Below are 13,430 nucleotides of genomic sequence, written 5' to 3'. Positions count from 1 at the left end.
AGTCAGGCGTGCAGGGCGTCGTTGAGCTGGATGCCAGCCCCGGTCCGTGCGAGGGCCTCGACCGCGCCGTTGAGCGAGTTCCGTCGGAACAGCAGGTTCGGCACGCCGGAGAGCGCCGACGCCTTGACCGACTGCGGCTCGCCGATCTGGCCATCAGGGTCGCTCTGGCCGATGAGCGAGACCTTGGTCCCGGCGGTCACGTAGAGGCCTGCCTCGACGATCGAGTCGTCGCCGAGCGAGATGCCGATGCCGGAGTTCGCGCCGAGCAGGGCGCGCTCGCCGATGCGGATGCGCTCCTTGCCGCCGCCGGAGAGCGTTCCCATGATGGATGCTCCGCCGCCGATGTCGCTGCCGGCTCCGAGGATCACGCCCTGCGAGACGCGCCCCTCCACCATCGAGCGGCCGAGAGTGCCGGCGTTGAAGTTCACGAAGCCCTCGTGCATGACAACCGTGCCTGGTGCGAGGTGCGCGCCGAGGCGGACCCGTCCGCCGTCGGCGATGCGCACATCCGCCGGCATCACGTAGTCGAGGAGGCGCGGGAACTTGTCGATCGCGTAGACCTGGATGCCCTCGCGCTGGAGGATCGCGCGCGACGAGGCGGCCAGGTCGGGTCGCATGGGGCCGACGTTGGTCCAGGCGTTGGTCGGCAGGTGGCCGAAGATGCCATCGAGGTTGATGCTGTTCGGCTCGACGATGAGGTGGCTCAGGAGGTGCAGGCGCAGGTAGGCGTCGACGACGCTCTCGACGGGCTCATCGAGCCGCACCGTCACGGTGACCGGGCTGACCTGCACCTGGCGACGCTCGTCGTCGTAGGAGAGCGCCGCGAAGCTCGCGGGAGAGATGTGCGGGTCGCGGCCCTCGGGCAGCGGGCCCAGTGCGGGGGTCGGGAACCAGGCATCGAGCACCTGCCCGTCGTTCGTGATCGTGGCGAGGCCGTCGCCCCAAGCTGTCCGCTGGTCGTGGGAGGTGGGTGCATCGTTGGTCATGCGCTCCAGGCTACCCAGGGAAGGGCCCGCGCGGGCACCGCGCTGTGCTCTTGCCGAGCACTTAGGCTTGAACCCATGTCTTCCTTCGCGAGTGGCGATGCCCTCGACCTGACGCGACCCTCCACCGAGCTCACGCGCCTGCTGTGTGACATTCCGTCCGTCTCCGGCGACGAGGCGACGATCGCCGACGCCATCGAGGCCGCGCTGGCGCCGTTCGCGCATCTCGAGGTGCAGCGGCTCGGCAACACCATCGTCGCGCGCACCTCGCTCGGGCGCGCCCAGCGGGTCGCGATCGCGGGGCACATCGACACCGTGCCGATCAACGAGAACCTCCCGACGCGCCTCGAGGTCCTCTCGCCCGAGCAAGCCGCGGCAGATGTGCCCGATACGCCGGCGGGGGAGTACCTCTGGGGGCGCGGCACGGTCGATATGAAGGCCGGTGTGGCCGTGCAGCTGAGGCTCGCAGCCGAGCTCGTGGAGCCCGCCGTCGACGTGACCTGGATCTGGTACGACAACGAGGAGGTCGCGTCCGAGCTGAACGGGCTGGGGCTGCTCGCAGATGCTCGGCCGGAGCTCCTGGCCGCCGACTTCGCAATCCTGGGCGAACCCACGAAGGGCGAGGTCGAGGGTGGCTGCAACGGCACCATCCGCGTCGACATCCGGACCAGGGGGAAGCGCGCCCACTCGGCACGCGCGTGGGTGGGGGAGAACGCCATCCACAAGGCGGCGCCGATCCTCGAGCGGCTCGCGGAGTTCGAGCCGGCGACGGTGCCCGTCGAGGGCCTCGAATACCGGGAAGGGCTCAACGCCGTCCGCATCTCGGGCGGGGTCGCCGGCAACGTGATCCCGGACGAGTGCGTCGTGCACGTCAACTACCGCTTCGCCCCCGACAAGACGCTCGATGAAGCCGAGGCGAAGCTGCGGGCATGGTTCGGCGACTTCGAGCTCGACTTCGTCGACCGCTCTCCCGCTGCGAGGCCGGGCCTCGACGCCCCTCTGGCGCGCGGATTCCTCGAGGCGGTCGGCGCAGAGGCGAAACCCAAGTACGGGTGGACGGACGTGGCCAGGTTCTCGGCGCTCGGCATCCCGGCAGTGAACTACGGCCCTGGCGACCCGCTCAAGGCGCACGCCGACGACGAACGGGTGCTGCTCTCCGAGATCACGCGTGTCGAGGAGGGGCTGCGGACGTGGCTGACCTCACGCTAGCAAGAACGGGCCGCGAGGAGTTCACGATCGCCGCGGACACCAGACCGACGTACTTCTCGTACTACTGGAGTCGCCTCCCGGCGCTGGCGCAGGTCGCCATCATCTTCTTCGGAACGCGGGTCGTGACGACCGTGTTCCTGCTGGCGTTCGCGTCCCAGCAGCAGGAGACCTGGCAGTCGCCGGCGAAGCCCGACCTGTGGACCTTCTCGAACCTGTGGGACTCGGCCTGGTTCGAGCGCATCGCGACCGGTGGGCCTTTCGGCTACTCGAGCGAGCTGCCCCGGAACGACGAGGGGCAGGTCACCGAGAACGCGTGGGCCTTCATGCCGCTCTACCCGGTCCTGGTCCGTGGCCTCATGGTGGCGACGACGCTGCCGTGGGAAGTGGCTTCTGTGCTCGTCGCGACGGCCTTCGGATTCGCTGCGGCCTGGGTCTTCAACCGCACCCTCGCGCTTGTCGTCGACAAGAGCGCGACGGCGTTCGCGACGCTACTCTTCTGCATCGCACCGACGAGCCCGCTGCTCCAGCTCGGCTATGCGGAGAGCGCGCAGAGCTTCTTCGTCGCGCTCCTGCTGTACCTGCTCATCAAGCGACAGTGGCTGGTCATGCTTCCCGTCATCGTGCTCGCCTCGTTCACTCGCCCGACGGGGCTCGCGTGGGCCATGACGCTCGGGCTCTACTTCCTCGCACGCTGGTGGATGCACGCGAAGGGACGCGAGGCGTTCCCACGCCCTGAGGTCATCAAGGTCATGGCCGCCGGGCTGCTCTCCGCGGTCGCGGGCTTCGGCTGGCTGCTGATCGCCTGGGCCGTGACCGGAGTCCCATCCGCGTACATCGACACGGAGCTCGCCTGGCGCATCCACTACACGGGGCCCATCGAGCTGGAGCCGTTCACGGGGTGGTTCCACGGCTCGACGTTCTGGTTCGGCCAGCCCATCGGGGCGATCATCGTGGTGCTCTTCGTCATCGTCGTGGTCGGCGCCATCGCGCTGCCGATCATGCGCAGGCTGGGCATCGAGATCCGCATCTGGCTCTTCAGCTACTTCACGTACCTCTTCGCCGTGTTCTTCCCGCAGTCGAGCACGTTCCGGCTGCTTATGCCGATGTTCCCGATCCTCGGCGCCGTCGCGATCCCCAAGTCTCCGCTCTACCGGGTGAGCGTCGTCGTGCTCATGCTCGTCGGGCAGCTCCTGTGGCTCTACTTCTGCTGGTACACCGTGGAGGGTGACTGGACCCCGGCTTAGCCCGGTCCGAACCGTCACCGTTCCGTGTCCGGAGCGTTACAGCCTCGGCCTCACAAAACCCAGGTCAGGCCCTACATTGAGTGCATACACCGGTACCGGTGCGTCTGCTTTGACAGGATGTGGGGAGATCAGGATGGAACTACTCGGGGTGGGGCGGATCACCGTGCTGGCGACGGTTGGGATACTGGCGCTCTCGGGCTGCCAGGGCACAGAAGGGGGTGCCGCTCCGGCGGTCACGTCGTCAGCCACCGCGGTTGCCTCGACGGCGCCCGAGGCTACTGCGAGCGCAACCGCAGCGGCGATGCCCGAGGAGACGGAGCAGCCAGCGGCGGCCTGGAGCATCTCCTCGATCGGCGCAGCTGAGGAGTGTGGGCTCTTCACCGACGCCATGCTGGGTGAGCTGAACGCTCCGCGGCTGGTGCCTTTCGAGCAGGCTTTCTCACTCGAGCAGCACCCCGATCTCGCACAGCTCTCAGCTGCTGCCCCCGAGCTCTGCAACTGGGTTCCGTCGAGGGCTGGAGACGTCGAAGGAACCGGTGGCGGTGGGCCAGATGGCAAGTGGCGCTCGACGTTCCTGCACATCGCGACGCTCCCGGGCAGCGAGGCGGTCGACACCGCGACGATGTTCGACGAGTTCGAGAGCTTCACCGAGGGGATCTCGGTCGGCACGAACCCCTACGCGACGCAGGGGCTCGGCGACGGCACCGTCTACCTCCTCGAGAACAAGACCCACGGCGAGACCGTGCCCGCGGACATCTGCCATTACGTCGAGGGGCAGACCGTCGTCACCATCGTGCGCGAGACGGACGGGCAGTGTGTCGCCGCGCTCGAGCAGGTGCTCACCATCGCGAAGAGCTGACCCTTCAGCACGGAGCAAGATGGCGATCGCCGCATCCATCACTGGATGCGGCGATCGCCATCTGCGGTGAGTGCTGGGGTCGCGTCAGCCGCGCGCCGCGTCGAGGCGCTGGCCCACGTTCTCCCAGTTGACGATGTTCCAGAAGGCCTTGATGTAGTCGGCCCGTACGTTCTGGTAGTCGAGGTAGTAGGCGTGCTCCCACACGTCGAGCTGCAGCAGGGGAGTGACGCCGAAGGGGATGTTGCCCTGCTGGTCGAAGAGCTGGAACGTGGTGAGGTTGCCACCCGTCTGGTCGTAGCCGAGCACGGCCCAGCCGGAGCCCTGCACGCCGAGCGCCACGGCGGTGAACTGCGCCTGGAACTTCTCGAGACCGCCGAACTGCTCGTCGATCGCATCCTTGATGCCACCAGCGGGCTCCCCGCCTTCCGGCGAGAGGTTGGTCCAGAAGACGCTGTGGTTGACGTGTCCGCCAAGGTTGAAGGCGAGGTCCTTCTCGAGCTTGTTGATGTTCGCGAGGTTGCCGCTGTCGCGTGCCTCGGCGATCTGCTCGAGTGCCGTGTTGGCGCCCTTCACGTAGGTCGCGTGGTGCTTGTCGTGATGCAGCTCCATGATGCGTGCCGAGATGTGGGGCTCGAGTGCCGCGTAGTCGTAGGGGAGGTCGGGAAGCGTGTATTCAGCCACGTGAGGTCCTTTCGATCATCTGGCCAGGGCAGAAGGCGCCATCGACGCCAACGAATTTTGACGTTACACCTCGGTTCTGGCCGTTCCCTTCGCCGTTTCCTCGCAAGTCGGACCGAATTCGATGCACGAGTTTCCGCATTCCGGAGGGCCGAATGCACACTCGGTCCACGAATTTGGGATACTAGGGAGACACTGCACAAATCTTGGAGGCGCAATTATGGCCGCGATGAAACCGCGTACTGGTGACGGACCTATGGAAGCCATCCGCGAAACACGGCTGATCATCGTTCGTGTACCCCTAGAGGGTGGCGGGCGCCTCGTGGTGTCCGTCAACGACGACGAGGCCCGCGAGCTTCGCGACGCGCTGAGCGCAGTCGTCGGCGAATAGCCGATTCGCACGAAGGGAAGGGCGTCGACCACCACGGTCGGCGCCCTTCTTCTGCGTTCCTTGTCGCTGCGCTCAGCGCAGCTTCGTGAGCTGGAGGATGCCACCGTCGAGCGGCAGCAGAGCCAGGCGCAGGTCTTCTTGGAGATCGAACTCGGAGTAGAGGGCGCGCAGGCCGCTGGTCAGCGCGTCGCGTCTGGCGGGTGAGGCGACCTTGCCGCCGTTGAGCGCGCCGAGGGCGACGATCGTACCGCCAGGGCGGATGAGGCGCAGTCCATGCTGCAGATGCGCGCCGATGTGCGCGATGTCTCCTCCGATGACGACGAGGTCGTAGCCGCCCTCGGTCATCCGAGGCAGCACGTCCTGCGGGTGACCCGTGATGAAGCGGAGGCTCGCACCGCGCGCACCGGAGGAGATCAGCAGACGCCGCGCATGCCCGAGGTACTCGGGCTCAGCGTCGATGCAGGTGATCGTGGAGCTCGGCGCCCCACGCCAGACCGCGTGCGTGAGCACTCCCGCGCCGGTCCCGATCTCGATGATCGTGGATGCCCCCGTCGCGGCCGCGAGGAACGTCAGGTGAGCCGCGGTTGCGGCCGAGGGGAGCGGCAGTCCCAGTTCAAGCGTCAGCTGACGAGCATCCCGGACGAGGGCATCGTCCACGATTCGCTCGTTGATGTAGCGCGAGCTGAGCTCCAGTTCAGACATTCCTCAAGACTAGCGGCGGGCGAGGTCCCGGAGTCCGATTCCCGCATCCGGGTTCTGGCCTCCCGGGTGAGGCGTCGTCGCATCCCAGACCCTATGATGGGACGGTGTTTGGGCTGACGTTTGAGAAGTTGCTGTTGATCGGCATTATCGCGGCCTTCATCATCGGTCCCGACAAGCTCCCGAAAGCTGCCGAGCGTCTCGCTGATGCGGTCAAGTGGCTTCGTGGAGCGTCCACGAACGCGAAGACGCGCATGAAAGAGGAGATGGGCGACGATTTCGCCGATGTCGACTGGCGCAAGCTCGATCCTCGACAGTACGACCCTCGCCGCATCATCCGCGATGCGCTCCTCGCCGAGGACGAGCCCGCAGCGCCGCAGCCGGCCCCCGTGAACGCCGCTTCTGCGTCTGCCGCTGCGAGCGCCGCGACCCTCGCAGCCGGAGCAGCAGCGGCTGCCGCCGCGCCCGGGAGCGCCTCACGACCGAGCTGGGCCTCGAGCGCACAGCCGTCCGCGTCGGTCGTCGGTCCTGTGCCGTTCGACGCCGAAGCCACCTGATCCGCGTCTGATCCGAGTCGTCGGCGCGCCGACCACCCGCCCCAGAGGCGTGCGAGCTCGGCAGCCTAGACGAGCGAGACCGGAAGCCTGCGACCGCTGAGGCCGCGCGGCTGAGCGAGCAGGGCGTCCGCCGCGCGCTGGAGCTCCTGGCCTGCAGGTTCCGTCGGCTCCGCCCGTAGGAGGGGAGTGCCGGCGTCGCCGGACTCGCGGAGCGTCTGGCTGACCGGCACCTCGGCGAGCAGGGCAACTGCGTCGCCCTCCGCGCTGAGGCGCTCCGCGACGGCCCGCCCTCCGCCCTCGCCGAAGAGTGCGACCTGGCCACCGTCCGGCGAGGCGAACGGCGACATCGTCTCGATGACACCGACGACCCGTTGCCCGGTCTTCCTGGCCAGCGCTCCGGAGCGCCAGGCGACGTCGGCGGCGGCGGCCTGCGGAGTCGTGACGACGACGACCTCGGCGTTCGGGAGCAGCTGGCCGAGCGAGATCGCGATGTCGCCGGTGCCAGGCGGCAGATCGAGCAGCAGCACGTCGAGGTCACCGAAGTAGACGTCCGTGAGGAACTGCTCGATCGTGCGATGCAGCATCGGGCCGCGCCACGCGACGACCTGTGCATCGTCGCCCAGGAACATGCCGATCGAGATGAGCTTCACGCCGTGCGACTCAGGGGGCACGATCATGTCCCCGATGCGCGTCGGCGCCACGTCGTGCCCCAGCCCGAAGAGGCCTGGGATGGAGTAGCCGTGGACGTCGGCGTCGATGAGGCCGACGCTGAGGCCGCGACGAGCGAAGGCAGCGGCGAGGTTCGCGGTGACCGTGGACTTGCCGACGCCGCCCTTGCCGCTTGTGACGGCGATGACGCGGGTCAGGGAATCGCGGCCGAAGGGATGCACGCGGCCGGCGCGGGAGCCTCGCAGCCGCTCCGTCAGGGCCGTCCGCTGCTCGCGCGTCATGACGCCGATCTCGAGCTCGTACCGGGCGACGTCGATGACCGACTCGATCGCGGCGCGCACCTCCCGCTCGATCTGACGCGCCGCCGGGCACCCGACGATCGTGAGCCGCAGCTCGACCTCGAAGGACCCGTCCGGGCGCTCGTCGACGCGCTCGATCATCCCGAGCTCCGTCAGCGGTCGGCGAAGCTCGGGGTCGATGACGCCAGCGAGCGCGCTCCAGATGCGGTCGGCGTTCGTCACGTCGCTCACACCGACTCTTCTGCCGACTTGGCTGCGCGCTTCCTGTCTCGGATCGCCTCGGCGCGGCGCCTCGCCGAGTCGCTCACCCGCTGCTGCTCGCGCGAGATGGTCTCCGAGCCATCTTCGTCTGGGTCGTCGAGGTCCTCGATGTCCTCCAGCAGGGCACGGAGCTCGGCGCGGATGAAGTCCTTCGAAGCGAGGTCCTTCGTGAGCACCCTGAGGGCCACGATCTCGCGCGCCAGGTACTCGAGATCGGCCGAGTTGCGCTCCGCTCGCTGCCGGTCCTGGGCGATCTGCACCCGGTCGCGGTCGTCCTGCCGGTTCTGCGCGAGCAGCAGCATGGGGGCAGCGTACGAGGCCTGCAGCGACAGCATGAGGGTCAAGGCGATGAAGCCGAGATCAGCGGAGTCGAAGCGCAGCTCGATGGGGGCCATCGAGTTCCACACCACCCAGAACACGACGAAGAGCGAGAGGCCGACGAGGAAGGCCGGCGTGCCCATGGCGCGCGCGAACGCCTCCATTCCCCGGCCGAATGCGTCGCTCCGGTCGTGGTCGCGGTTCTCCGAGTCATCCCCGCGCGAATCGCGCGGGTCGCGGGAGTCACGCCGCGGCTTCGGCCGTGGGCGTCGGAGATGGAGGCCCTTCACCTTGGGGCGCTCGAGATCGTCTTCACGACGTGCCATGAGTCCTCCGGGCGGCTGGAGAGTTGGCGGGGGCGGTGACGACACGCTTGGTGCCGACGCGCTGCGAGACGCGACTTGGGACGACCTCGCCCTCGGCGTCGACCTGACGCCAGTCCTCCGGCAGGAGGTGGTCGAGGACGTCGTCGATCGTCACGACGCCGACGAGGCGGTGCGCGTCGTCGATGACGGGAAGCGCGACGAGGTCGTAGCTCGCGAGGACACGCGCCACCTCGGCGTCGCGCATCGTCGTGGGCGCAGGCTCCATCTCGCGGTCCAGGATCGTGTCGAGTCGTTCGTGCGGCGGATATCTGAGGAGACGCTGGAAGTGGACGAGGCCCAGGTAGCGGCCCGTGGGCGGCTCGTAGGGGGAGAGGGTCACGAAGACGCTCGTCGCGAGAGCCGCGGGGAGGTCCTTGCGGCGGATGAGCACCAGCGCCTCGGCGACCGTCGCGTCGCCGGGCAGGATCACCGGGTCGGTGGTCATCAGTCCGCCGGCGGTGTCCGGGGCGAACTCGAGGAGCATGCGAACCTCTTCGGCCTCCTCCGGGTCCATGCGCTGCAGGAGCGCCTCGCTCTTGACCGCGTCGAGCTTCGCCACGAGGTCGGCGGCGTCGTCTGGCTGCATGCGGTCCAGCACGTCGGCCGCGTGCTCCTCGTCGAGCCACTCGATGATCGTGACCTGGTCGGACTCGCGCATCTCCTCGAGCACGTCCGCCAGCCGCTCGTCCGGCAGCATGCTGACGACCTCCTTGAGGCGGGCATCCGGCAGGTCGAGGAGCGCGGTGGCGAAGTCGCTCGGCTTCATATCCGAGTGCGCGGTCAGGAACTGCGTCGCGGCCTGCTGCTCGCCGATCGTGAGCTCGGGAGTGACCTCTCCCCAAGGCGCGAAACGGGTCGGCCCCGTCCCGAACAGCTGCTTGCTCTTGCGGGGCAGGCGCACGAAGAGCTGGCCGACGCTCCAGTTCCCCTGCGCGTCCTCCTCGATCTGCACGTCCTCGATGGTCCCGGATGCCGTGCCGTCGTTGAACGTGACGGCGCGGTCGGCGAGGTCCGCGAGGACACGCACCTCCTGCCCGTGCTGTACGAAGGGCCGAGAGTCGATCTCGCCGCTCACGACGATCTGACCGGACCCGATCGACTCCACCTGGCGGATTGGGATGAAGATCAGGCGCTTGCTCTTCGTCTCGACGACGAGCCCGTTGACGCGCGGAGAATGTGCCGCTCGGTACTCGACGATGACATCGCGGACCTTGCCGATCCGGTCGCCGTCTTCGTCGAAGACGGGGCACGCGGAAAGACGCGCTGTAAAGACCTTGGAGACGCTCACGGGCCAATGGTAGTCGCCGCGGGCGGCTCGCCAGCCAACAGCGAACATGTGACCGGTCCGCCGCCATTCCAAGGCACGTGCTGAGAGAATGGCGGCATGACAACCCCAGGCACGACGACACGTGGCGCCCGCAGCCGGTTCCCCAAGGTTCCCGAGGGAGACGTGATCGCCAGCCTCGACAGCTACGAGGCCGCTCGCGCCGTCGTGGACGGTCTCGCGAAGCAGGACTTCCCGGTCTCGACCGTCTCCATCCTGGGCAGCCATCTTCGCACCGTCGAGCGCGTCACGGGCCGCATGTCGTTCGGCAAGGCCGCGCTCGGCGCCGTCGGCACGGGCGTGATGCTCGGCCTCTTCGTCGGGCTCCTCGTGCTCATCATCACGCCGGGGGTCGGCTTCGAGACCCTCATCGCGATCCTCCCGGTCGCGATCGGCTTCTCCGTGATCTGGAGCGTCATCGGCTACGCGCTCAACCCGCAGCGCAGGCAGTTCACGTCGGTCATGCAGGTCGTCGCGACCCACTTCGACGTCGTCGTCCCCCGTGAGCACGCGGCGAAGGCGCGTGGCCTCGTCGGAACGCCGCAGGGGGCAGTCGGCGTCACGCCAGCCCAGCAGGCAGCAGCTGAGCACACCTCCGCCGCGCATCCGGCGCCGCTCGCCCCTGGGGCACCGCAGCAGGCCCCCGCCGCTCCGCACTCTTCGGGTGCCGAGCGGGCACCGGCCGGGCAGGACGCACCGGCTTCCGAGGCGCAGGAGCCGGCGGCACCCCGTCGCACGTACTCGGAGGCGCAGGCGGAGATGCGTCGCCTCGAGCGCGAGCGGCGCGCCAAGCAGGCCGCGGAAGACCGCTCCGGGCCGAGCGCGCAGTCCTGACCCGGGCGGTCCAGACCTGGGCTAGTCGGAGTTGCGACTCGCGAACCAGGCCTCGACCTCGTCGACGGTGCGCGGGATGTCGCGCGAGAGGTTCTCCGCTCCGTCGGCGGTCACGAGGATGTCGTCCTCGATGCGCACGCCGATGCCCCGCAGCTGCTCTGGCACGGTCAGGTCGTCGGGCTGCAGGTAGAGTCCCGGCTCGATCGTGAAGACCATGCCTGCCTCGAGCACGCCGTCCAGGTAGAGCTCGCGCCGCGCCTTCGCGCAGTCGTGCACGTCGATGCCGAGGTGGTGGCTCGTGCCGTGCACCATGTAGCGGCGGTAGAGCTGCTCGGCGGGGTCGATGCCCTCGACGCCCAGCGGCATCCCGAGCTCCTGCGTCCGCGCCGCGATGACCTCCATCGCCGTGTCGTGGATGGTGCGGAAGGTGATGCCGGGGCGGACGATCGCCAGTGCCGCGTCAGCGGCTTCGAGCACGATCTCGTACACCAGGCGCTGCTCTTCGGAGAAGCGGCCCGTGACGGGGATCGTGCGGGTGATGTCCGCGGTGAAGAGCGAGTCGACCTCGACACCTGCATCCACCAGGATCAGCTCGCCCGCGTTCACGGCTCCCGAGTTCTTCGTCCAGTGCAGGATGCACGCGTGGCTGCCAGAGGCGGCGATCGTGTCGTAGCCCACGTCGTTGCCCTCGAGCCGGGCTCTCGCCTGGAAGACGCCTTCGACGATGCGCTCGCCCCGCGGGTGCTGAGCCGCCCTCGCCAGGGAGCCGACGATGTCGTCGAAGCCGGCAGCGGTCGCGGCGACGGCCTCGCGCATCTGAGCGACCTCGTAGGAGTCCTTGACGAGCCGCAGCTCGCTGAGGTCCTGGGCGAGGAGCGCGTCCTCTGCGAGCAGGGCGTCGAACTCGGCGTCCGGCAGGGACATGGTGCGCCGAGCCTCGTCGACGCGCCCCGCCAGCTCCGGGTCCGCCTCTCGAAGCACCAGGGTGCGGGCATCCGTCACGAGACCGAGCTCGGAGAACTCGCTCAGATCGCGGGCGGCGACGTCGAGGTCGGCTGCGGTCTGCGCGAGCGACGGGCGCGGCCCGATCCAGAACTCGCCGATCTCGGAGTTCGCGTAGAACTCATCGCTGTCCCGACCTGCACGCTCCCGGAAGTACACCGTGGCCTCGTGGCCGTCGTCGATGGGATCGAGGACCAGGACGGCCCCGGGCTCGGCGTCGGAACCCCATCCGGTCAGCTGCGAGAAGGCCGAGTGGGCGCGGAACCGGTAGTCGGTGTCGTTGGAGCGCTGCTTGAGGCTTCCGGCAGGCACGACGAGTCGCGCCCCGCGGTGCCTGGCCGAGATCGCCTCGCGGTGGCCGGCAGCGGTCGGGACGGAGACCCGAGCCTCGGGGAGGGGCTCTTCGCGATCCGCCCAGCCGCGCATGATCTGCGCCCGGAAGGCGTCGCTCTTCGGAGTCGTGCTGCGGTTCTCGTTCTCGCTCACTGGCGCTTCGCCGGCCTTGACGCCTCCTGCGGTCTCGGCAGCCGCATCGGTCGCTGGAGCGACGGCGGGGGCGGCTTGGGCGGACAGGGTGCTGGCGCGGTCGGAAGTAGTCACCCCCACATTCTCGCGCGGAAAACTGGGTGGCGCGGTCAGCAGGACCGAACCGCGCGAGCGGACAGGTTCAGCCCGAGGCGGACGGTGTCAGCTGCGCGAAGACGGGACGGTGGTCGCTGCCCGCCATGTCGCGGGAGAGCAGGACCTCGAAGCCCGTGACGCTCCACTCGCCGGTCGCCATGACGCGGTCGATGTTCGCGCCCAGCAGCGGCGGGACGCCTGCCGTCCACGTGCCGACGGACCCATTGCCGGTCGCGAGCGCTGCGTCGGCGCAGGCACCGAGCTGGCTCGAATCGTCGACCCCGAGGCCGGAGAGGTGATCGAGGGTCGAGTTGAAGTCGCCCGCCATGATCGTGTTGCTCGAGCACTGCTGGGCGAGCCACTCGAGGTCGGCGTTCCACGCGCTCATGTTGCCGGGAGTCGGGGAGACCGGGTGCGCCGCGATGATCGTGGGCCCGTCGCCATCCACGGGCACCGCGATGACGGTCGGCAGCGTGCTCGTGTCGCCCCGATCGGTCACGACCTCGTAGTCGCCGAGGTCAGGGGAGATGAGCAGCGTCGTGGAGGTCGCCTTGTAGTCCTCGTCGACCGTGTGCGTGTGCACCCACATCGGGGAACCCGCCTCGGACATCTGGGCCGCGATCTCCACGCCGAGCTCCTCCGTCGTCTCTGGCAGCACCACGACGTCGGCGCCGACCTCGATTGCCAGCTCGGCGATCGAGGGAGACCCGGGCGCATCGCCGCGGGTGTTCCAGCTGAGGATGTCGATGCTCTCCGGCGAATCGCTCCCCGCGACGGGGGAACCGAGGCCCCGGTCGACAAGCACCGCCGCCGTCGACGCGACGAAGACCGCGATGACGAGGGTCGTCATCCCAAGCACCGCGCGTGCCTTGCGGGAAGCCAGGACCGGGATGAGGAGCAGCAGCATGATGGCTGTCGCGCCGATCGCCACGGGAAGCCGGAACGAGATCGCCTGGGCCACGAGCGGCGCCCGCTGCAGGTCCAGGAGCTGGGGCCACCCGAGCACGACCGCCGCTGCGAGCGCGATGAGCCCGAGGACGAGCCCCGCCGCCCGGTGACCGGCGAGGGAGGATCTTCTACGTGGTGGTGAGGTACTCGGCATGACCGCCCCAGCGTA

14 protein-coding genes are annotated in these 13,430 nt (G+C 68.8%); 6 read left to right on the top strand and 8 right to left on the bottom strand.

The annotated features are described in order from the left end of the window. Window positions 1-2: 2 nt before the first annotated feature. Window positions 3-986: a 2,3,4,5-tetrahydropyridine-2,6-dicarboxylate N-succinyltransferase gene (dapD, locus tag C5E10_RS10275; protein WP_104331550.1), complete on the bottom strand. Its 984-nt coding sequence runs from the start codon at window positions 984-986 to the stop codon at window positions 3-5. 75 nt (window positions 987-1,061) lie between these two features. Here dapD and dapE point away from each other — a divergent pair, with 75 nt between their 5' ends. The 3 genes from dapE to C5E10_RS10260 all read left to right on the top strand — a co-directional run bounded on the left by dapE (window position 1,062) and on the right by C5E10_RS10260 (window position 4,295). Continuing rightward, a complete protein-coding gene (gene dapE, locus C5E10_RS10270; protein ID WP_104331549.1) occupies window positions 1,062-2,192 on the top strand; it encodes a succinyl-diaminopimelate desuccinylase in 1,131 nt (376 codons plus the stop codon). Then, on the top strand, window positions 2,174-3,436 hold the full coding sequence (locus C5E10_RS10265; protein ID WP_104331548.1) for a hypothetical protein: 1,263 nt from the start codon (window positions 2,174-2,176) through the stop codon (window positions 3,434-3,436). Before dapE ends, C5E10_RS10265 begins: the two co-directional genes overlap by 19 nt. Window positions 3,437-3,569: 133 nt before the next feature. Next, a complete protein-coding gene (locus C5E10_RS10260; RefSeq protein ID WP_146080228.1) occupies window positions 3,570-4,295 on the top strand; it encodes a hypothetical protein in 726 nt (241 codons plus the stop codon). Window positions 4,296-4,379: 84 nt separating this feature from the next. Here the strand turns inward: C5E10_RS10260 and C5E10_RS10255 are convergent, their stop codons facing one another. Beyond that, on the bottom strand, window positions 4,380-4,976 hold the full coding sequence (locus tag C5E10_RS10255) for a superoxide dismutase (protein WP_104298556.1): 597 nt from the start codon (window positions 4,974-4,976) through the stop codon (window positions 4,380-4,382). A 217-nt stretch (window positions 4,977-5,193) separates the two neighbouring features. Here C5E10_RS10255 and C5E10_RS10250 point away from each other — a divergent pair, with 217 nt between their 5' ends. Beyond that, window positions 5,194-5,364, top strand: coding sequence for a DUF3117 domain-containing protein (locus C5E10_RS10250; protein WP_082775374.1), 171 nt, complete (start codon window positions 5,194-5,196; stop codon window positions 5,362-5,364). 72 nt (window positions 5,365-5,436) lie between these two features. Here C5E10_RS10250 and C5E10_RS10245 read toward each other — a convergent pair whose 3' ends face one another. Beyond that, window positions 5,437-6,066, bottom strand: a complete 630-nt coding sequence (locus C5E10_RS10245) for an O-methyltransferase (RefSeq protein WP_104331546.1) — start codon at window positions 6,064-6,066, stop codon at window positions 5,437-5,439. A gap of 134 nt (window positions 6,067-6,200) precedes the next feature. Between C5E10_RS10245 and C5E10_RS10240 the strand changes: the two genes are divergently transcribed. Beyond that, entirely contained in the window at window positions 6,201-6,620 is a 420-nt protein-coding gene (locus C5E10_RS10240) for a Sec-independent protein translocase TatB (protein ID WP_374953500.1), read from the top strand. Window positions 6,621-6,685: 65 nt separating this feature from the next. Here C5E10_RS10240 and C5E10_RS10235 read toward each other — a convergent pair whose 3' ends face one another. From C5E10_RS10235 to C5E10_RS10225, 3 genes are read right to left on the bottom strand one after another with little or no spacing between them, the layout of a single operon-like run. Next, window positions 6,686-7,819, bottom strand: coding sequence for an Mrp/NBP35 family ATP-binding protein (locus C5E10_RS10235; protein ID WP_374953499.1), 1,134 nt, complete (start codon window positions 7,817-7,819; stop codon window positions 6,686-6,688). Next, window positions 7,816-8,493 (bottom strand): DUF1003 domain-containing protein, encoded by a 678-nt coding sequence (locus tag C5E10_RS10230; RefSeq protein WP_104331544.1) that lies wholly within the window; start codon window positions 8,491-8,493, stop codon window positions 7,816-7,818. Before C5E10_RS10230 ends, C5E10_RS10235 begins: the two co-directional genes overlap by 4 nt. Further along, window positions 8,480-9,820, bottom strand: a complete 1,341-nt coding sequence (locus C5E10_RS10225) for a magnesium transporter MgtE N-terminal domain-containing protein (RefSeq protein WP_104242117.1) — start codon at window positions 9,818-9,820, stop codon at window positions 8,480-8,482. The genes C5E10_RS10230 and C5E10_RS10225 overlap by 14 nt, the downstream gene beginning before the upstream one ends. 96 nt (window positions 9,821-9,916) lie before the next feature. Here C5E10_RS10225 and C5E10_RS10220 point away from each other — a divergent pair, with 96 nt between their 5' ends. After that, window positions 9,917-10,690 (top strand): general stress protein, encoded by a 774-nt coding sequence (locus C5E10_RS10220; protein ID WP_146080227.1) that lies wholly within the window; start codon window positions 9,917-9,919, stop codon window positions 10,688-10,690. Window positions 10,691-10,711: 21 nt separating this feature from the next. Here the strand turns inward: C5E10_RS10220 and C5E10_RS10215 are convergent, their stop codons facing one another. Both C5E10_RS10215 and C5E10_RS10210 read right to left on the bottom strand, forming a co-directional pair. After that, complete coding sequence (locus C5E10_RS10215; RefSeq protein WP_374953498.1) at window positions 10,712-12,292, bottom strand: aminopeptidase P family protein; 1,581 nt, start codon at window positions 12,290-12,292, stop codon at window positions 10,712-10,714. 67 nt (window positions 12,293-12,359) lie between these two features. Next, window positions 12,360-13,415 (bottom strand): endonuclease/exonuclease/phosphatase family protein, encoded by a 1,056-nt coding sequence (locus C5E10_RS10210; protein ID WP_146080226.1) that lies wholly within the window; start codon window positions 13,413-13,415, stop codon window positions 12,360-12,362. Between the last annotated feature and the right edge of the window lie 15 nt (window positions 13,416-13,430).

The organism is Pseudoclavibacter sp. RFBG4 (genome assembly GCF_002931515.1).
Lineage (GTDB): Bacteria > Actinomycetota > Actinomycetes > Actinomycetales > Microbacteriaceae > Pseudoclavibacter.
This window is presented reverse-complemented; position numbering and strand designations above follow the sequence as displayed.

What these genes read in the sequence shown, in the direction of transcription:
- dapD (WP_104331550.1), bottom strand. Translation starts at nt 986, where the DNA reads ATGACCAACGATGCACCCACCTCCCACGACCAGCGGACAGCTTGGGGC.
- dapE (WP_104331549.1), top strand. Translation starts at nt 1,062, where the DNA reads ATGTCTTCCTTCGCGAGTGGCGATGCCCTCGACCTGACGCGACCCTCC.
- C5E10_RS10260 (WP_146080228.1), top strand. Translation starts at nt 3,570, where the DNA reads ATGGAACTACTCGGGGTGGGGCGGATCACCGTGCTGGCGACGGTTGGG.
- C5E10_RS10250 (WP_082775374.1), top strand. Translation starts at nt 5,194, where the DNA reads ATGGCCGCGATGAAACCGCGTACTGGTGACGGACCTATGGAAGCCATC.
- C5E10_RS10245 (WP_104331546.1), bottom strand. Translation starts at nt 6,066, where the DNA reads ATGTCTGAACTGGAGCTCAGCTCGCGCTACATCAACGAGCGAATCGTG.
- C5E10_RS10230 (WP_104331544.1), bottom strand. Translation starts at nt 8,493, where the DNA reads ATGGCACGTCGTGAAGACGATCTCGAGCGCCCCAAGGTGAAGGGCCTC.
- C5E10_RS10220 (WP_146080227.1), top strand. Translation starts at nt 9,917, where the DNA reads ATGACAACCCCAGGCACGACGACACGTGGCGCCCGCAGCCGGTTCCCC.
- C5E10_RS10210 (WP_146080226.1), bottom strand. Translation starts at nt 13,415, where the DNA reads ATGCCGAGTACCTCACCACCACGTAGAAGATCCTCCCTCGCCGGTCAC.